Source organism: Kitasatospora sp. NPDC048194, from assembly GCF_043202455.1.
Taxonomy (GTDB): domain Bacteria; phylum Actinomycetota; class Actinomycetes; order Streptomycetales; family Streptomycetaceae; genus Kitasatospora.
In genome coordinates, this window is record NZ_JBIDAK010000003.1 from 141,811 (window position 1) to 158,877 (window position 17,067).

The following is a 17,067-nucleotide window of genomic DNA, read 5'->3' on the forward strand; positions in this document are numbered from 1 at the left end:
CCGACCGCGAGGGAGTAACGCGCGTAGACAAAACCCCTTACGGGCTGGGGATTTCAGCCGGGGGGAATTCCGGCCGGTCTCGGTTGGCCTTGTGGTTCGCGCCTGTTGGGGAGTCCGGTGCGCGGTTCCGTGCCCGGCGGGCCGGTTGCCGGGCGGAGGCGAACGTGAGCCTGCTCACCCGGGGTTCGGCCCGGGTTCACGCGGGGGTCCCCCGCCGTCGCGGGCCGTCCCCGTCAGGCGGCCGGCAGCAGCAGGCCCCAGGAGCCCGGGTGCACCGTCCAGGTCCTGGCCCGGACCGGGCCGACCTGGTGGCCGTCCGCCTCGTAGCCGAAGCCGCGCCCCACCACCGAGACGCTCGCCGCCCGGGCGCGCACGAGCGCGCCGGACGCCCGGACCACCACCTCCAGGACGCCCGCGCCGTCCGCCGGGGCGTGGGCCGCGCCCTTCCCGCCGCCGCCCACGCCGTTGATCGCGCCGTTCGGGCCGGTGATCGCGCCGTTCACGCCGGTGATCGCGCCGCCGTCCTCAGCGCCGTCCACGGCGCCGATCGGGCCGCCGTCCCCGCCGCCGACGACGCCCCGGCCGCAGCGCAGGCTCAGCTGGACCAGCCGGACCGGCCGGTGCACGTCCGCGAGCAGCCGGCCGTCCGCCTCGACCCGGACCCGCGGGCTGTGGTCGACAGCCTCGGCCGTGAGTGCGTTCCCCTGCTCGGCCGCAGCCAATTTCGCCCATAGCGAACGCCAGCCCCCCGAACGGCCCCCCATGCGGCGGGTGCCGGCCCCGGTGATCCGCACTCCCGCGAGGGCCACCCCGCCGCCGTCGTCCACCAGCAGGTCGAAGGTGCGGGGCGCGCCCGTGAGCACCGCCCGCGCGGCCCGCACCGGCTCCCCCGGCACGCCGAGCGCCCGGGCCGTCGCGAGGTCCTCGGCCCGCCCGACCGGAACCATGCCCACCGGATCCGCGCCCAGCTCACGGTGGCGGTGCAGGGCCTGCAGCACGCGCTGGAGGGCCAGGTCGGAACCGATCACCACCGGTCGCCGCCGCCCCCGGTGCGAAAGCACCCGGTCGAGTTCGGACGGGCTCTCCGGGTAGGCCACCTTCACGTCCGTCCCCCCGCAGAGCACGTCCTTCGCGATCCGCACCGACTCGCCGTCGGTCTGCCGGGCCATCGGGTCGAGGAGCAGCAGGATCGGCTCGGGGCCGCTGGTTGCAGGCGTGGACAGGGACGACACGACCGGTCCTTCCTCAGGTAATCTCTCGGTGCAAGAGCCCCTTGCGCCGTAGCGCCAGGGGCTTCGTCTATCTCGGGGCAGACAGCGGCCTACGCAGGATGCCCCAACCGGAAGGGGTGTACGCCTGTGCCGGCACTCGTGCTCGTTGGCGCTCAGTGGGGGGACGAGGGCAAGGGGAAGGCCACCGACCTCCTCGGCGGCTCCGTCGACTACGTCGTCCGCTACCAGGGCGGCAACAACGCCGGTCACACGGTGGTCATCGGTGACCAGAAGTACGCCCTGCACCTGCTCCCCTCCGGCATCCTCAGCCCGAACGTCACGCCGGTGATCGGCAACGGCGTCGTGATCGACCCGGCCGTGCTGCTCTCCGAGCTCAGCGGCCTGAACGAGCGCGGCATCGACACCTCCAAGCTGCTGGTCTCGGGCAACGCCCACCTGATCACCCCGTACCACCGCACCCTGGACAAGGTCACCGAGCGCTTCCTCGGCAAGCGCCGGATCGGCACCACCGGCCGCGGCATCGGCCCGACCTACGCGGACAAGATCAACCGCGTCGGCATCCGGGTCCAGGACCTGTTCGACGAGTCGATCCTGCGCCAGAAGATCGAGGCGGCGCTGCACGACAAGAACCAGATCCTGGTCAAGCTGTACAACCGCCGCACCATCCCGGCCGACCTGGTGGTCGAGGAGTACCTGGGCTACGCGGAGAAGATCAAGCCCTTCCTGGCCGACACCACCCTCGTCCTGGACAAGGCGCTCAAGGCGAACAAGGTCGTCCTGCTGGAGGGCGGCCAGGGCACCCTGCTCGACGTCGACCACGGCACGTACCCCTTCGTGACCTCGTCGAACCCGACCGCGGGCGGCGCCTGCACCGGCGCCGGCATCGGCCCCACCAAGATCGACCGGGTCATCGGCATCCTCAAGGCCTACACCACCCGCGTCGGCTCCGGCCCGTTCCCGACCGAGCTGTTCGACGAGGACGGCGAGGCGCTGCGCCGCATCGGCGGCGAGCGCGGCGTCACCACCGGCCGCGACCGCCGCTGCGGCTGGTTCGACGCCGTGATCGCGCGCTACGCGACCCGGGTCAACGGCCTCACCGACTTCTTCCTGACCAAGCTCGACGTGCTGACCGGCTGGGAGCAGATCCCGGTCTGCGTCGCGTACGAGATCGACGGCAAGCGGGTCGAGGAACTCCCCTACAACCAGTCCGACTTCCACCACGCCAAGCCGATCTACGAGACCCTGCCGGGCTGGAGCGAGGACATCAGCAAGGCGAAGACCTTCGCCGAGCTGCCCAAGAACGCCCAGGCGTACGTGAAGGCCCTGGAGGAGATGTCCGGCGCGCCGATCTCCGCCATCGGCGTCGGCCCGGGCCGGGACGAGACGATCCAGATCAACTCGTTCATCTGAGCCGGACGCCCGGCCGAGGTCGGCCGAGCGCCGGTCCGGCGCCGACTGCGCGCCGACCGGGCACTTCGAGGGGCCCTGCGGACACGACGTCCGCGGGGCCCTTCGCCGTGTCCGGGCCCCACCCCAACCGTTTGCACTAGTGCAGACCTCCATTGCATCTAGTGCAGTGGCGCGCTACGTTCGGATCATGACCGCGAAGCTGCCCACGCCCGTCACCCTCACCGGCCGCCACATCCGCCTGGAGCCGCTGGAGCGCCGCCACGCCGCCGACCTCTGGGCCACCGTCGGCTCCGACCCCGAGGTCTGGCGCTGGACCATGTCCCTCCCGCCCGGCTCCGAGGAGGAGCTCGGCGCGATCCTCGACGCCCGCGTCGCCGAGGCGGCCCGGGGGGAGTCCGTGCACTTCGCCGCCGTGGACCTCGCGAGCGGCACCGCCGTCGGCATGACCGGGTACCACGACTACAGCGCCGAGGACGAGTCCGTGGAGATCGGCGGCACCCTGTACGCCCGCTCGGCCTGGCGCACGGCGGTCAACACCGAGTCCAAGCTGCTGCTGCTCACCCACGCCTTCGAGGACCTGGGCATGGGCCGCGTCTTCTGGAAGACCGACGCCCTCAACGAGCGCTCCCGCGCGGCGATCCAGCGGCTCGGCGCCCAGTTCGAGGGCGTCTTCCGCCGGCACCGGCTCCGCCCCACCGGCAGCTGGCGCGACAGCGCCTACTTCTCGATGCTCGCCGACGAGTGGCCGCCCGCCAAGTCCCGTCTGGTGGAACGTCTCTCGCGCGGCTGACCGGTCCCGCTCCGGCCCGGGGCCGCCCTCCGCGGGCACCGGGCCCCGCGTCAGCCGGCCCCGCGTCCGCCGGGCACCGGCCCCGCCCCGGCCCGTCGGCCCTGCTACTTCCGCTCGCCGGCGGCGGAATGGCGGGGGGCGAACTCCCGCTTCGCGGGACGCGGTTCGCGGGGCTGCACGTTGACCAGCCACACCAGCCAGCCGACGAAGAGCACGGCGAGGAGGAGCGCGGACAAACCGGCGACGAAAAGGGCATTCACCGGTTCGGCGAATTCCGGCGGGGAAGTCGCGGGCCGCACACCCGGTCGGGAAGGAGGCGTGGAAGGCGGAGAGGCGAGGGAAGGGGCACGGCTGTCTCCGGTCGGTGATGCCGAACGCCCTGGCCATGCACCTGACGTGTCATTGCGGCTGTTTGGCAGGGCTGAAAGGCGACTTGGCGACTGTTTAGGCGACAACAAGTCAGTGTGTGACACGGATGACCATAGAGTCAGGGTGCCAGAGTTGCTACTGAGGGAGTGAACGTTCACTCCATCGTGGGGTATCTCCCATTTCGCTGGCCAGTACCCGTGCATCACGGCACACTTCACCGGAAGCATCGACCGTCAGCCGCGATCCGGAGAAGAGAGTCATGCCACCCCGCTTGTCGCCGACCGTGCGCCAGCAGCGGCTCGGGATCGAGCTGCGCAAGATGCGCGAACGCGTGGGCGTGACGCCCAAGACCCTGGCCGCCACCATCGGCACCGACCTGCCCAAGATCTCCCAGATGGAGAACGGGAAGTCGGGCATCAGCGCCGAACGGCTGCGGACCTGGGCGCGCGTCTGCGGCTGCCCCGACGGCCCTTACCTGGACGCCCTGATCGCCATGACCCAGGACCGCCGCAAGTACTGGTGGGACGGCTACCGGGGCCGGATGCCCAGCGGGATCGTCGACATCGCCGAGATGGAGCACCACGCGGAGTCGCTGTCCATCCTGAACAGCACCTTCATCCCCGGGCTGCTGCAGACGCCGGCGTACGCGAGCGCGGTCTTCGAGCGCCTCCCCCCGCAGGCCCGCCAGGAGGCGGAGGTCCGGATGGCGTTCCGGATCCGGCGCCAGCAGATCTTCGTCGACCGGCCGAAGCCCTACAGCGCGATCCTGCACGAATCCGCGCTGCGAATGCAGTTCGGCGGACCGGAAGTGCTGCGCGAGCAGTTGGGGAGCCTGCTGGAGAATTCCGAACGGCCGGGCGTGGAAATCCGGGTGATCCCGTTCAGCGTCCCCACCTACACCGGCTCCGGCGAGAGCCTGTACCTCGCCCGGGGGCCGGTTCCGGAACTGGACACCGTCCAGATCGACCTCTCCCACGGGCCGAAATTCGTGCACAGTGAAGAGGAATTGGCCTCCTACCGCCGGATCAAGGAGAAGACCGCGGCGATCGCGCTCGACCCGGACGAATCCCGGGACTTCATCCGGACCCTGCTGAAAGACTTCGCATGAGTGCGTGGCACAAAGCGTCCGCCAGCGGCGAGAGTACCGACTGCGTCGAGGTCAGAGCCGCCGGCGGACTGGTGGAGATCCGGGAGTCCGACCGGCCCGAGATCATCGTCCGGACCACTCCGCGCCGGTGGGCGGCGTTCGTCCGCGGGGTGAAGGCCGGGGAGTTCGACCGGTACGCCGACGTCACCCGGCTGTGAGACCCGCGCGCCGCCCGTACGCCGCGCCGCCCGGCCCCGTACGCCGCGCCGCCCCATCGCGTACCCAGCGCCCTCCTGCACCGCCCGGCCCCGTACGCCGCGGCCCGTGCTCGAGCCCGTCGGCGGTAGGCTTGGCAGCCCACAGTGGACCCCTGCGCCTGGCACAGCACTCCGGGTGGGGTGCGCGTGCGGGAGAAATCGGAGCATCCGAGGATGGCTCGGCACCTGATCACCAGCGCCCTTCCGTACATCAACGGGATCAAGCACCTGGGCAACATGGTCGGGTCCATGCTCCCGGCGGACGTCTACTCCCGCTACCTGCGACAGCGCGGCCACGAGGTGCTCTACATCTGCGCCACCGACGAGCACGGCACGCCCGCCGAGCTGGCCGCGCAGGAGGCCGGACTCCCGGTCGCCGAGTTCTGCGCCCGGGCCCACGACGCCCAGAAGGCGGTCTACGACGGCTTCGGGCTGTCCTTCGACCACTTCGGCCGCAGCTCCTCGCCGCAGAACCGGGAGATCACCCAGGAGATCGCCCGCGAGCTGCACCGCAACGGCTTCATCGAGGAGCGCTCGATCCGCCAGGTGTACTCCAACGCCGACGGCCGCTTCCTCCCGGACCGCTACATCGTCGGCACCTGCCCGCACTGCGGCTACGACAAGGCGCGCGGCGACCAGTGCGAGAACTGCACCCGGGTGCTGGACCCGACGGACCTGCTGGAGCCGCGCTCGGCCATCAGCGGCAGCTCCGACCTGGAGGTCCGGGAGACCCGCCACCTGTTCCTGCTCCAGTCGAAGCTGACCGAGGACGTCGAGCGGTGGGTCGCCGGCCACGCCGACGACTGGCCGGTGCTGGCCTCCTCGATCGCCCGCAAGTGGCTGACCGAGGGCCTGCAGGACCGCGCGATCACCCGCGACCTCGAGTGGGGCGTCCCGGTGCCGGCCGACGTCTGGCCCGAACTCGCCGCCGAGGGCAAGGTCTTCTACGTCTGGTTCGACGCCCCGATCGAGTACATCGGCGCCACCAAGGAGTGGGCGGACGCGGCCCCGGCCGGGCAGTCGCGGGACTGGAAGTCCTGGTGGTACGAGGCCGACGAGACCGTCCGCTACACCGAGTTCATGGGCAAGGACAACGTCCCGTTCCACACCGTGATGTTCCCGGCCACCATCCTCGGCTCGCGCCGCCCGTGGAAGAAGGTCGACTACGTCAAGGCCTTCAACTGGCTGACGTACTACGGCGGGAAGTTCTCCACCAGCCAGAAGCGCGGCATCTTCAGCGACGTCGCGCTCGAACTGCTGCCGGCCGACTACTGGCGCTACTTCATGATGGCGCACGCGCCCGAGTCGGACGACTCCAGCTTCACCTGGGACCTCTTCGCCGCGGTGGTCAACAAGGACCTCGCCGACACCCTCGGGAACTTCGTCAACCGGGTGCTGTCCTTCAGCCGCAAGCGCTTCGGCGACGACGTCCCCGGCGGCCACCCGGCGGGCGAGGCCGAGCAGCGCCTCGGCGAGCAGACCGCCGCCCTGCTGGCCGAGTACGAGGCCCAGCTGGACGGGCTCAACTTCCGCAAGGCGGCGCAGGCCCTGCGCGCGCTCTGGAGCGCCGGCAACGCCTACCTGGACGAGAAGGCCCCCTGGCTCCAGGTGAAGACCGACCCGGAGGCGGCGGCGCTGACCCTGCGGACGGCGATGAACCTGATCCACCTGTACGCGGTGGTCTCCGCGCCCTTCATCCCGACCGCTGCGGCGGCGATGCGCGGCGCCTTCGCCGTGCCCGGCGACTCCCCGGCGGCCACCCGCAGCTGGGTCGGCGCGCAGGAGGCCCGCTCCCTGGACCTGGTCCCGGCCGGGACGCCGTTCACGGTGCCGCCGGTGCTGTTCGCCAAGATCACGGATGACGACCTGGCGGCCTGGACGGAGCGCTTCGGCGGCACGGAGGGCTAGCCGTTCCGGCAGGGGGGGCGCGCCGGGCGCGGCGGGGCGGTCCGTACGGCGGCGGGGAGCCCGGGCGCTACCCGGCCGCCGTCTCCGCCGCCACCCAGGCCAGGTAGCCGGGGCTGCCGGACACCACCGGCACGGCGACCACCTCGGGCGTCTCGTACGAGTGCCGCCCGGCGACGAACCCGGCCAGGCGGTCGGCGAGTTCGGCCCGGGTCTTGAGGTCGATCCGCCACTCCTCGGCGTCCTGCACCTCGCCTTCCCACCAGTACACCGACCGGACGGGGTACACCTGGGCGCAGGCCGCCAGGCGCTCCCGCACCACGGCGGCGGCCAGCGCCCGGGCCTGCTCCTCGCTCCCGTGGGTGGTGGTCACCACGACGAAGCCCGGCCGGTCCGCTGTGCTGTCGTTCGCTGTCATGCGCCGACGGTATCCCGGCGGTGTCCCGACGGTGTCCCGGAGCCCCGCCGCCGCGGCCTCGGAAGCGCGGCGGCGGGGCGGCTCGGGTGGCGGCCCGGGGCCAGGTCAGGGCCTGCGGGCGGTGTGGACGGTCATCGCCGAGAGGTAGAAGGCGTCCGGACGGTTGAGGATGCCGGTGGGCGCGTCCTCGTCGAGCAGCGCGTCCAGGGTGGCGCGGTCCTCCGCGGTGAGCACCTCGGCCAGTTGGTCACGGCGGCGGTCCAGCTGGGCGTGCAGGTACTCGCGGACGGGGCGGGCGAGCGGCGCCGGGTGGTCGACCAGGAAGGTGCGGGTGCCGCTGGGGGTGAGTCCGGCCCGGCGCAGCATGGCCGGCCAGTCCTCGACCTCCTCGGTGGCGTCGGGCAGTTCGGCACGCATCGCGCTGAAGCCGTCCTCGTGGGCCGCGTCCAGCCGGGCCTGGAAGCCAGGCCGGCCGAGACCGAAGTCCCGGGGCAGGAAGCGCGGCGGCAGACCGCTCTCGGCGACGGCGAGCAGGCCGCCGGGGCGCAGTCGCTCGCCGAGGGCGGTGAGCGCGGCCTGCTGGTCGCCGAGGTGGTGGATCGCGTTACCGGACCAGATCAGGTCGGCCTCCCCGAGCTTGCCGAACTCGGCGGGCAGGTCGGCCTGTTGGGTGCGCAGTCGGCCGCCGGAGCGGGTTCGGGCGCGTTCCAGCAGGGCGGGCGACTGGTCGACGGCGACCACCTCGGCCGCCGGGAAGGCGTCGGCGAGCATCCCGGCGATCACCCCGGGGCCGCTGCCGACGTCGAGGACCCTGCGGACGGCGCCCTCGCCGGCCAGGCCGGCCAGCCAGCGCGCGGCCTCGGTGACGGCTCCGGCGCGCAGGTCGGCCTCCTGTTCCAGGTAGGCGGCGAGGGCGTCCCAGTCGAGGTCGGCGGCGGGGGCGTGGCCGTGGCCGTGCGCGTGCGCGTGGCCGTGGGCGTGGGCGTGGGCGTGGGCGGGCTGGTGCTGCTGGTGCTGGTTCTGCTGGTTCTGCTGGTTCTGCTGGTTCTGCTGGTTCGGCTGGTGCGAGGACACGGGGCTTCTCCTGTGGTGGGTTGACGAAAGCTTCCCGCTCAGGCGGGTACGGCGGCGCCGGACGCGCGGTGTCGGGCGACCGACCGCTCGACCTCCTCCGCCACCAGGTCGTGGTTCAGCGCGAAGGCGGCCGCGGCGCCCGCCCCGGCGGCGGTGACAAGCTGGGCGCGCGGGTCGGCGACGTTGCCGACCGCCCAGACGCCGGGCACGCTGGTGCGGCCCGTCCGGTCGGTGGTGACCCAGCCGTGGTCGTCCCGCGCGCAGCCGAGGCCGGACAGCAGCGCGTCCCGGGGCGCCGGCCGGGGGAAGACGAATACCGCCTCGCGCGGGACCACCCGTCCGTCGGCGAGCTCGACGCCGCGCAGCCGTCCGCCGTCGGCGTCGGCGTCGGCGTCGGCGTCGGCGTCGGCGACCAGCCGGACGACCCTGCCCTCGACCACCCGGACGCCCCGGGCGGCGAGCCGCTCGCGGTCGGCGCCGGTCAGCGCCAGGGAGTGCGCGAGCAGCACCACGTCCGCGGACCACTGCCGCAGCAGCAGCGCCTGGTCGACGGACCCCGGATCGGTGCCGAGCACGCCGAGCGGGCGGTCGCGGACCTCCCAGCCGTGGCAGTACGGGCAGTGCAGCACGTCGCGGCCCCACCGCTCGGCCAGGCCCGGCAGCTCCGGCAGTCCGTCGCGCAGCCCGCTGGCCACGACCACCCGGCGGGCGTGCAGCACCGGCCCGCCGGCCAGGTGCACCGCGAAGCCGGGCCCGGCCTCCCCGGCGGGCTCGATGTGCTCGACCCGCCCGTCGATCAGCTCCACCCCGTACCGGGCGACCTCCTCGCGCCCGACCGCCAGCAGGGCCGCCGGGGGCATGCCGTCCCGGCTCAGGTAGCCGTGCAGCTGGGCGGCGGGGGCGTTGCGCGGCTCACCCGCGTCCACCACCGCGACCCGCCGCCGGGCCCGGCCCAGCACCAGGGCCGCGTTCAGTCCCGCCGCGCCCGCGCCGACCACCACCGCGTCGTGGCGCGCCGTCCTCCTCGTTCCGCTCATGGCGTTCACCTCCGACGCCAGGCTGCGGCCGGGCCCACGGAACCGGCAAGCTTTGTTGCTGCTCCAGCAAAAGCCGTCCCGGCCGGAGCCGCCCCGGGGTCCCGCTCACCCGCCCGTCCGCCGCCAGTACCAGCGGGCCGCCACCGCCAGCGCCACCCCGTATCCGGCGAAGGCCCCGGCCCCCACCCACGCCACCTGCAGCGTCTGGGCGGTCGTCGCGAACTCGCCCCGCCGGATGCCGACCACACCCGCGCTGCACAGCGCCAGGTAGCCGATCCCGACCAGCCCGTACGGCGCCAGCGTGGCCGCGCCCAGCAGCGCCGGGGTGAGCGGCAGCCAGCGGGGCACCCGGTGGCCGCGCAGCGGCAGGGTCCAGCGCGGGAAGACCTGCCCCCACGGCCGGACCAGCCCCCACAGCAGGAACACCCCGACCGCCGCCAGCAGCACGGTGCCGTCCAGCCCCCAGGACTCCAGGGTCAGCCAGATCCCGGAGGAGCCGTTGTGCACGTAACCGGCGTACACCTCGTCACCGCTGACCCCGGCGAAGGAGCCGCCGAACGCCCAGACCAGCTTCATCACCACGTACGGCACGAAGGCCAAGGTCCCTGCCCAGGAAGCGAGTTGGACGACCGCCGGAGCCGACACCGCGGCACTCCCCGACGGACCGGCCGGCGGCGCCCCGACCGCGATCGGGCCCCGCAGGGAGCGGGCGGCACCGGCCAGCAGCACTGCCCCCGCCGCCGCCAGCACCTTCTGCACCGCGTCCGGAACGCTGTCCACGCCCTGCCCGAACACCAGCGTCACCACGTCCATCAGCAGGCTCCAGGCCGCCAGCACGGCCAGCCCGCACAGCACCCACAGCACCCGGGTCGGCCAGCGCGCCGACCGGTCCTGCGACCACCCCGCCGACCGCGGCCGGGCAGCCGACCACTCGGCCGCAGTCGCCCACCCGGCCGCAGTCGCCGCCAGGCCCACGGCAGTGACCAGCCACCCCGCCCAGCGGGCGCCCCACAGCGCCGTCCCGCTCAGCGCGCAGCCCACCCCGAACGCGGCGTAACCGATCCCCCAACCCACCGCCGCCCGAACGCCGTTGACCCACCCTCGCTCCGTCATGGCCCCCAGGCTCGCCCGCGCCGCCGCACCCCGGCCTCCGCCGGGATGACGATCCGGCTCCCCCGCCCGAGGGATCCCGCGCCGCCCTTGCCCTGGAGCGCACTCCAACTCCTAGCCTCTGACCCGTCACCGCACCACCGACCCACCACCACCAGGGAGCACGACCATGCGCTACCGCGTCCTCGGCGGCACCGGCATCGAGGTGAGCGCCTACTGCCTCGGCACGATGATGTTCGGCGCGATCGGCAACCCGGACCACGACGACTGCGCCCGGATCATCGGCACCGCGCTGGACCGGGGCATCAACTTCCTCGACACCGCCGACATCTACTCGGCCGGCGAGTCGGAGGAGATCGTCGGGAAGGCGCTGGCCGCCCGCGGCGACCGGGACGACGTCGTGCTCGCCACCAAGGCGCACTTCCCGATGGGCGAGGGCCGCAACCGGGGCGGCAACTCCCGGCGCTGGATCGTCCGCGAGGTCGAGGAGAGCCTGCGCCGGCTGCGCACCGACTGGATCGACCTCTACCAGATCCACCGGCCCGACCACACCACGGACATCGAGGAGACCCTCGCCGTCCTCGGCGACCTCGTCCGGGCCGGGAAGATCCGGGCCTTCGGCTGCTCGACCTTCCCCGCCGAGCAGATCACGGACGCCCACCACGTCGCCGAGCGCCGGGCCCTGCCGCGCTTCCGCACCGAGCAGCCGCCGTACTCGCTGCTCGCCCGCGGGGTGGAGCGGGACGTGCTGCCGGTGGTCCAGCGGCTCGGCATGGGCGCGCTGACCTGGGGGCCGCTGGCCGGCGGCTTCCTCACCGGTCGCTACCGCAAGGGCCGGGAGATCGACCTCGGCCGCGGCCGGGCCGCCCTCAACCCGGGCCGCTTCGACCCGGCGCTGCCCGCCACCGCCGCCAAGCTGGACGCGGTCGAGGCCTTCACCGAGCTCGCCGAGGACCTCGGCCGCACCCTGCCCGAGCTGGCCGTGGCCTTCCCGCTGGCCCACCCGGCGGTCACCTCGGTGATCATCGGCCCGCGCACCATGGAGCAGCTGGAGTCCGCCCTCGAGGGCGCCGACCTCGTCCTGGACGACGCCGTGCTGGACCGGATCGACGCCGTCGTCCCGCCCGGCACGGACCTCTACCGGGCCGACGGTGCCTGGCAGCCGCCGGCCCTCACCACCCCGGGCCTGCGGCGCCGCCCGACCGCCGAGCGCTCGGCGGCCTGACGTCACCCGCGGTCCGGGGCGCCCGCGCCGGCGACGGCGCCCGGCAGGTCAGCACTCGGCCGCTCGGGAAGGCTCGGCCGGTCGGGAGGGCTCGGCCGGTCGGGAGGGCTCGGCCCGCGGCGCGGCGAAGCAGTGGACGAGGACCGTACGGCCCGAGGCCCAGCGCTGCTCGCCGCTGCCCAGCAGGGTCCAGCCGAGGCGCCGGTAGAGGGCCACGGCGGCGGTGTCGGTGGACAGTACGTCGAGCACCGGGTGCAGCCCGAGCGCCCGCGCGTGCACCACGGCGCGCGCCAGCAGGTGGGCGCCGGTGCCGTGGCCGCGCGCCGTCGGGGCGACGTACAGCCGGCCGATCACCGCGGTCAGCTCCGGGCGCCCGCCCGTCCGCAGCCCCCACAGACCGGGGGCGGCGTCGCCCGGCGCGCTGCGGGCGAGCCCGATGTGCCCGGTGATCCGGCCCTCCGCCTCGGCGACCCAGGCGGCCAGCAGGCCGTCGGGGGTGAGCCAGGCGGCGGGCCGCTCGGGCCAGTCGGCGGGGTAGCCGTCGACGGCGTGGACGTCGGCCAGCACCCGGACGCAGTCGGCGAGGTCGGCGGGGCGGCGCCGTCGGACACCCGCCCCCGAACCGTTCCACCGGGAGCCGGACGCGACGACGTTGGCGCGTTCTTCAAGGTCAGCCATGCCGGTACGTTACCGGCCGCCCCTCACCGCCGCAGCAGGTCGACCACCCCGGTCAGGTCCTCCTCGCCGCTGCCGATCTCCAACCGACGCTCCATCAGCCGGAAGTAGGGCTCCAGCAGTTCCGGGCTCACCCCCTGCTCCTCGGCGGTGCGCAGCAGCGTGCCCTTGCCCGCGACCTGCATCGCCAGGCTGGACACCACGTCCTTGGTGTAGTCGCCGCTCTCCAACTGCTCGGCGGTCGTGGCGATGCTCCCGGACATCGCCGTCACGTAGTCGCTGAGCAGCGGCGCCAGGTCGCCCGGCGCGACGGCCTCGCCGCGGACCAGGGCGAAGGCGTGCGCGACCCCGGCGAACATCCCGTACATCGCGCTGAGCAGCGCCACGTCGTGCAGCGCCGCGTACCCGGCGTCCTCGCCCACGTACCGGGTGCCGGCCGGGGCGGCGAGGGTCGCCCGGTGCTTCTCGAACAGGTCGGCGGAGCCGCTGTAGAAGACGTACGCCCCGGTCGCCGGGACGCCGATCATCGGCGGAACGGCCATGATCCCGCCGTCCAGGTAGCGGGCGCCGCGGCGCGCGGCCCAGGCGGCCCGGGCCCGGGCCTGCTCGGGGGTGCTGGTGATCAGGTTGACCAGGTCCTTGCCGGTCAGGTCGACGTCGGCCAGTGCCTCGTCCACGGAGGCGTCGTCGAGCAGGCAGACGACGACCAGCCGGTTGGCCGCGACGGCCTCGGCTGCGGTGGCGGCGACGGTGGCGCCGCGGACGGCGAGGCCGTCGGCGCGGGCGGCGGTGCGGTTCCAGACGGTCAGCGGGTGCCCGGCGGTGAGCCAGGCCCCGGCCAGCGCGGTGCCCATCGCGCCCAGGCCGAGCAGGGTCAGCGGGGTCGGCGGGGTCCGGCGGATTTCATCGACTGCGTTCGTGGTCATGCCGATCAGCCTCCGCGCCGGCTCCCGGAACGATCAAGTACGCACTTCGAAGTGGGTGGTTACCCTGGGGTGAGCATCGAGGTCGGAAGGGGTGGGCATGGCGACGGTGCGGAGGCCGGGCTCGTACGTCTGCGGGATCGACGCCGCGATGGACGTGATCGGCGGCAAGTGGAAGGTGCTGATCCTCTGGGCCCTGGGCGAGCGTCCGGACTGCCGGTTCGGCGAGCTGCGCCGGCTGGTGCCGGGGATCACCGAGAAGGTGCTGGCCGCCCACCTGCGCGAGCTGGAGGCGGACGGCATCGTGCACCGGCAGGCGTACCAGGAGGTGCCGCCCCGGGTCGAGTACGCGCTGACCGAGGCGGGGCGGCGCCTCAACGCGGCGCTGTCGCCGCTGGGGGCCTGGGGCCGGGAGCACGTCCTCGGCGGCGCGCCGCACCCGGTGCAGCCCGGGCACGGGCGCCCGGAAGCTCAGTCCTCCTCGGCCGCCAGGTGGTCCACGCAGGCCGCGACGGCGAGCAGCAGCCCGGTGTCGGCGCCGTCCGCGATCTCCACGCCGTAGGTGTCGCGGATCCGGAACCACTTGCGCGAGATCCGGGCGAGCTCGTCGCCGTGGTCGTTCTCGATCCGGTAGTCCTTGTCGATCAGGTCGCCGTGGATCTTCAGCTCGCCGCCCGAGGCCAGCTCCACCAGGTACTTGTCCCGGAACGGGGTGAACAGCTTCTCCCGCACGGTCGCGACCGTCTCGCCGTCGGCGTCCTCGATCCGCATCGCGTCGCGGACGGTGAGCATCTTCTCCTTCACCACCGCGACCACCCGGCCGTGCGCGTCCTTCAGCTCGAAGGTGTGCCGCAGTCGCAGCACCTTGCCGTCGACCAGGTACGCCTTCTCGCCCCGGTCGTCCTCGATCCAGTAGTCGTCGCCGACCGCGAACAGCTTCTCCCTGACCAAGTACCGCACCACAGTCTCCTCCGTCGTCGGATGTCGGACCCCATTCGACCCGACCCCCCACCCGGCGGGAAGTACCGGCGCGCACCCGCGTTCAATACCGCCATGCACCCCGACCTCCTCGCTCCGCTCCGCAGCGAGCGCCTCGACCTCCTGCCGATCGGCCCCGAGCACGCCGACGAACTGGCCGCCGCCCTCGCCGACCCCGCCCTGCACGCCTTCACCGGCGGCCGCCCGGCCACCCCCGAGGAGCAGCGCGCCCGCTGCGCCCGGCTCGCCGCCGGTTCCCCCGACCCGGCCGAGCAGTGGGGCAACTGGGTCCTGCGGCTGCGCGCCGACGGCGCCCTGACCGGCTACGTCCAGACCACCGTCCGCGCCGGGGCCGCCGAACTCGCCTGGGTGGTCGGCACCCCCTGGCAGGGCCGCGGCCTCGCCACCGAGGCCGCCCGCGCCCTCCTCGCCCACCTGGCCGCCCTCGGCACCACCACCGTCACCGCCCACATCCACCCCGACCACCACGCCTCCGCCCGCGTCGCCCGCGCCCTGGGCCTGCGCCCCACGCCCCGCACCCAGGACGGCGAGATCCGCTGGCAGGCGGACCTCCTCCGGCCGTAGCCCGCGCCCCGCCCGCCCCGCAGGCCCCGCGGGCCCGGGCCCCCACCGCACCGCCCAGCCGACCCGCCACCGACCGCCTCGACCTCCACCGCCTCGCCCCTTCCCCACCCGCCCCGGAATGCCCACCGCCACCGATGGGGTTGGATACAGGCATGGCATCTCGTGCACGCGTACGCGCCCCCGAACTGGTCGGGGCAGGCGGTTGGCTGAACACCGGCGGCAAGGAGCTCACCCTCGCCGACTTCCGGGGCAAGATCACCATCCTGGACTTCTGGACCTTCTGCTGCATCAACTGTCTGCACGTCCTGGACGAGCTGCGGGAGTTGGAGGAGAAGCACCGCGACACCGTGGTGATCGTCGGGGTGCACTCGCCGAAGTTCGTGCACGAGGCCGACCACCAGGCCGTGGTGGACGCCGTCGCCCGGTACGAGGTGCACCACCCGGTGCTGGACGACCCGGCCCTGGCGACGTGGAAGCAGTACGCGGTGCGGGCCTGGCCGACGCTGGTGGTGATCGACCCGGAGGGGTACGTGGTCGCCCAGCACGCCGGCGAGGGCCACGCCCACGCGATCGCCCGGCTGGTCGAGGAGCTCGAGGCCGAGCACGCCGCCAAGGGCACGCTGCGCCGCGGCGACGGCCCGTACGTGGCGCCCGAGCCGACCGCCGGGGACCTGAAGTTCCCGGGCAAGGCCGTCCGGCTGGCGACCGGCCACTTCCTGGTCGCCGACTCCGGCCACCACTCGCTGGTCGAACTGGCCGAGGACGGCGAGACGGTGGTGCGCCGGATCGGCGACGGTGAGCGCGGTCTGGTGGACGGCACCAGCCCCCGGTTCAGCGAGCCGCAGGGCCTCGCGCTGCTGCCGGAGGGCCACGACTACGACGTGGTCGTCGCCGACACCGTGAACCACGCGCTGCGCGGAGTCCGGCTGGCCGACGGCAGCGTGACCACCCTGGCCGGCACCGGCCGTCAGTGGTGGCAGGGCTCGGCCACCGAGGGCCCGGCCCGCGAGGTGGACCTCTCCTCGCCGTGGGACGTCGCCTGGTTCGACGGCCGGCTCTGGATCGCGATGGCCGGTGTGCACCAGCTGTGGGCCTACGACCCGGCCGCCGGCACGGTCGGCGTGGCGGCCGGCACCACCAACGAGGGCCTGGTGGACGGCCCGGTCGCGGAGGCCTGGTTCGCCCAGCCCTCCGGGCTGGCGGTCTCCGCGGACGGCGAGCGGCTCTGGGTGGCGGACTCCGAGACCTCGGCGCTCCGCTGGGTTTCACGTGGAACCGCGACGGTCCACACCGCCGTCGGCACCGGCCTGTTCGACTTCGGCCACCGCGACGGCGCCGCCGACCAGGCGCTGTTCCAGCACCCGCTGGGCGTCACCGTGCTGCCGGACGGCTCGGTCGCCGTCGCGGACACCTACAACCACGCGCTGCGCCGCTTCGACCCGGCGACCGGCGAGGTCACCACCCTCGCCACCGACCTGCGCGAGCCCTCCGGGGCCGTGCTGGTGGACGGCGACATCGTGGTCGTGGAGTCGGCCCGGCACCGGCTGACCAGGCTGCGGCTGCCCGAGGAGGCCGTCCAGGTCGAGTCCGTGGCGCACCGCACCCAGCGCGCGGCCACCGAGGTGGCGCCCGGCGTCTTCCGGCTGGACGTCGTCTTCGAGGCCCCGAGCGGCCAGAAGCTCGACGAGCGCTACGGCCCGTCCACCCGGCTGCTGGTCAGCTCCACCCCGCCCGAGCTGCTGGTCTCCGGCGCCGGGGCGGACTCGGCCCTCTCCCGCGAGCTGGTGCTCTCCGACCGGGTCACCGAGGGCGTGCTGCACGTCTCCGCGATGGCGGCCTCCTGCGACGACGCCCCGGACATCGAGTACCCGGCCTGCCACGTGCACCAGCAGGACTGGGGCGTGCCGGTGAAGCTGGTCGCCGACGGCGCCCGCCGCCTGCCGCTGGTCCTGGCCGGCATGGAGTGACCGACCGGACGGAACAGGGGCGGGG

General features: G+C 73.9%; 18 protein-coding genes. 9 read left to right on the plus strand and 9 right to left on the minus strand.

Features of this window, described 5'->3' with window-relative positions; translation table 11 throughout:
- Positions 1-233: 233 nt before the first annotated feature.
- The gene (locus tag ACGF07_RS05665) at positions 234-1,232 is read right to left on the minus strand and encodes a hypothetical protein (protein ID WP_392895733.1); all 999 of its coding nucleotides are present in this window, start codon (positions 1,230-1,232) and stop codon (positions 234-236) included.
- Between the two features lie 126 nt (positions 1,233-1,358).
- Between ACGF07_RS05665 and ACGF07_RS05670 the strand changes: the two genes are divergently transcribed.
- Together ACGF07_RS05670 and ACGF07_RS05675 are read left to right on the plus strand one after the other, a co-directional pair.
- The gene (locus tag ACGF07_RS05670) at positions 1,359-2,642 is read left to right on the plus strand and encodes an adenylosuccinate synthase (protein WP_392895735.1); all 1,284 of its coding nucleotides are present in this window, start codon (positions 1,359-1,361) and stop codon (positions 2,640-2,642) included.
- 187 nt (positions 2,643-2,829) lie between these two features.
- Positions 2,830-3,432 (plus strand): GNAT family N-acetyltransferase, encoded by a 603-nt coding sequence (locus ACGF07_RS05675; protein ID WP_392895737.1) that lies wholly within the window; start codon positions 2,830-2,832, stop codon positions 3,430-3,432.
- 104 nt (positions 3,433-3,536) lie between these two features.
- On the opposite strand, the gene ACGF07_RS05680 is transcribed toward ACGF07_RS05675, so the two are convergent.
- Positions 3,537-3,668 (minus strand): hypothetical protein, encoded by a 132-nt coding sequence (locus tag ACGF07_RS05680; RefSeq protein ID WP_350745684.1) that lies wholly within the window; start codon positions 3,666-3,668, stop codon positions 3,537-3,539.
- 392 nt (positions 3,669-4,060) lie between these two features.
- Here ACGF07_RS05680 and ACGF07_RS05685 point away from each other — a divergent pair, with 392 nt between their 5' ends.
- The 3 genes from ACGF07_RS05685 (at position 4,061) to metG (ending at position 7,053) form a co-directional block, all read left to right on the plus strand.
- Positions 4,061-4,909 (plus strand): helix-turn-helix transcriptional regulator, encoded by an 849-nt coding sequence (locus ACGF07_RS05685; RefSeq protein WP_350745682.1) that lies wholly within the window; start codon positions 4,061-4,063, stop codon positions 4,907-4,909.
- Complete coding sequence (locus ACGF07_RS05690) at positions 4,906-5,106, plus strand: DUF397 domain-containing protein (protein ID WP_350745680.1); 201 nt, start codon at positions 4,906-4,908, stop codon at positions 5,104-5,106. The genes ACGF07_RS05685 and ACGF07_RS05690 overlap by 4 nt, the downstream gene beginning before the upstream one ends.
- 213 nt (positions 5,107-5,319) lie before the next feature.
- Entirely contained in the window at positions 5,320-7,053 is a 1,734-nt protein-coding gene (gene metG / locus ACGF07_RS05695) for a methionine--tRNA ligase (RefSeq protein ID WP_392895740.1), read from the plus strand.
- Positions 7,054-7,120: 67 nt separating this feature from the next.
- On the opposite strand, the gene cutA is transcribed toward metG, so the two are convergent.
- The 4 genes from cutA to ACGF07_RS05715 form a co-directional block, all read right to left on the minus strand.
- Positions 7,121-7,468 (minus strand): divalent-cation tolerance protein CutA, encoded by a 348-nt coding sequence (gene cutA, locus ACGF07_RS05700; RefSeq protein WP_392895742.1) that lies wholly within the window; start codon positions 7,466-7,468, stop codon positions 7,121-7,123.
- Between the two features lie 105 nt (positions 7,469-7,573).
- Positions 7,574-8,542, minus strand: a complete 969-nt coding sequence (locus ACGF07_RS05705) for a class I SAM-dependent methyltransferase (protein ID WP_392895744.1) — start codon at positions 8,540-8,542, stop codon at positions 7,574-7,576.
- A gap of 38 nt (positions 8,543-8,580) precedes the next feature.
- Positions 8,581-9,579, minus strand: coding sequence for an NAD(P)/FAD-dependent oxidoreductase (locus ACGF07_RS05710; RefSeq protein WP_392895746.1), 999 nt, complete (start codon positions 9,577-9,579; stop codon positions 8,581-8,583).
- 105 nt (positions 9,580-9,684) lie between these two features.
- A complete protein-coding gene (locus ACGF07_RS05715; protein WP_392895748.1) occupies positions 9,685-10,692 on the minus strand; it encodes a hypothetical protein in 1,008 nt (335 codons plus the stop codon).
- Between the two features lie 166 nt (positions 10,693-10,858).
- On the opposite strand from ACGF07_RS05715, the gene ACGF07_RS05720 reads away from it, so the two are divergent.
- A complete protein-coding gene (locus ACGF07_RS05720) occupies positions 10,859-11,914 on the plus strand; it encodes an aldo/keto reductase (RefSeq protein ID WP_392895750.1) in 1,056 nt (351 codons plus the stop codon).
- A gap of 48 nt (positions 11,915-11,962) precedes the next feature.
- On the opposite strand, the gene ACGF07_RS05725 is transcribed toward ACGF07_RS05720, so the two are convergent.
- Entirely contained in the window at positions 11,963-12,592 is a 630-nt protein-coding gene (locus ACGF07_RS05725; protein WP_392895752.1) for a GNAT family N-acetyltransferase, read from the minus strand.
- Positions 12,593-12,615: 23 nt separating this feature from the next.
- Positions 12,616-13,515 carry an NAD(P)-dependent oxidoreductase gene (locus tag ACGF07_RS05730; protein ID WP_392895754.1) on the minus strand — a complete coding sequence of 300 codons (900 nt, stop codon included), beginning with the start codon at positions 13,513-13,515 and terminating at the stop codon, positions 12,616-12,618.
- Positions 13,516-13,612: 97 nt separating this feature from the next.
- Between ACGF07_RS05730 and ACGF07_RS05735 the strand changes: the two genes are divergently transcribed.
- On the plus strand, positions 13,613-14,074 hold the full coding sequence (locus ACGF07_RS05735; protein WP_350745728.1) for a helix-turn-helix domain-containing protein: 462 nt from the start codon (positions 13,613-13,615) through the stop codon (positions 14,072-14,074).
- Here ACGF07_RS05735 and ACGF07_RS05740 read toward each other — a convergent pair.
- Complete coding sequence (locus tag ACGF07_RS05740) at positions 13,984-14,472, minus strand: LURP-one-related/scramblase family protein (protein WP_392895756.1); 489 nt, start codon at positions 14,470-14,472, stop codon at positions 13,984-13,986. The genes ACGF07_RS05735 and ACGF07_RS05740 overlap by 91 nt on opposite strands.
- Positions 14,473-14,565: 93 nt before the next feature.
- Between ACGF07_RS05740 and ACGF07_RS05745 the strand changes: the two genes are divergently transcribed.
- On the plus strand, positions 14,566-15,075 hold the full coding sequence (locus ACGF07_RS05745; protein WP_392895758.1) for a GNAT family N-acetyltransferase: 510 nt from the start codon (positions 14,566-14,568) through the stop codon (positions 15,073-15,075).
- Between the two features lie 152 nt (positions 15,076-15,227).
- A complete protein-coding gene (locus tag ACGF07_RS05750; RefSeq protein ID WP_392895760.1) occupies positions 15,228-17,042 on the plus strand; it encodes an NHL domain-containing thioredoxin family protein in 1,815 nt (604 codons plus the stop codon).
- The last annotated feature ends 25 nt before the right edge of the window (positions 17,043-17,067 follow it).

Bases quoted from the DNA above. Each gene is read 5' to 3' on its own strand.
- ACGF07_RS05675 (WP_392895737.1), top strand. From the start codon at position 2,830: ATGACCGCGAAGCTGCCCACGCCCGTCACCCTCACCGGCCGCCACATC.
- ACGF07_RS05685 (WP_350745682.1), top strand. From the start codon at position 4,061: ATGCCACCCCGCTTGTCGCCGACCGTGCGCCAGCAGCGGCTCGGGATC.
- ACGF07_RS05690 (WP_350745680.1), top strand. From the start codon at position 4,906: ATGAGTGCGTGGCACAAAGCGTCCGCCAGCGGCGAGAGTACCGACTGC.
- metG (WP_392895740.1), top strand. From the start codon at position 5,320: ATGGCTCGGCACCTGATCACCAGCGCCCTTCCGTACATCAACGGGATC.
- cutA (WP_392895742.1), bottom strand. From the start codon at position 7,468: ATGACAGCGAACGACAGCACAGCGGACCGGCCGGGCTTCGTCGTGGTG.
- ACGF07_RS05710 (WP_392895746.1), bottom strand. From the start codon at position 9,579: ATGAGCGGAACGAGGAGGACGGCGCGCCACGACGCGGTGGTGGTCGGC.
- ACGF07_RS05715 (WP_392895748.1), bottom strand. From the start codon at position 10,692: ATGACGGAGCGAGGGTGGGTCAACGGCGTTCGGGCGGCGGTGGGTTGG.
- ACGF07_RS05720 (WP_392895750.1), top strand. From the start codon at position 10,859: ATGCGCTACCGCGTCCTCGGCGGCACCGGCATCGAGGTGAGCGCCTAC.
- ACGF07_RS05725 (WP_392895752.1), bottom strand. From the start codon at position 12,592: ATGGCTGACCTTGAAGAACGCGCCAACGTCGTCGCGTCCGGCTCCCGG.
- ACGF07_RS05730 (WP_392895754.1), bottom strand. From the start codon at position 13,515: ATGACCACGAACGCAGTCGATGAAATCCGCCGGACCCCGCCGACCCCG.
- ACGF07_RS05735 (WP_350745728.1), top strand. From the start codon at position 13,613: ATGGCGACGGTGCGGAGGCCGGGCTCGTACGTCTGCGGGATCGACGCC.
- ACGF07_RS05745 (WP_392895758.1), top strand. From the start codon at position 14,566: ATGCACCCCGACCTCCTCGCTCCGCTCCGCAGCGAGCGCCTCGACCTC.
- ACGF07_RS05750 (WP_392895760.1), top strand. From the start codon at position 15,228: ATGGCATCTCGTGCACGCGTACGCGCCCCCGAACTGGTCGGGGCAGGC.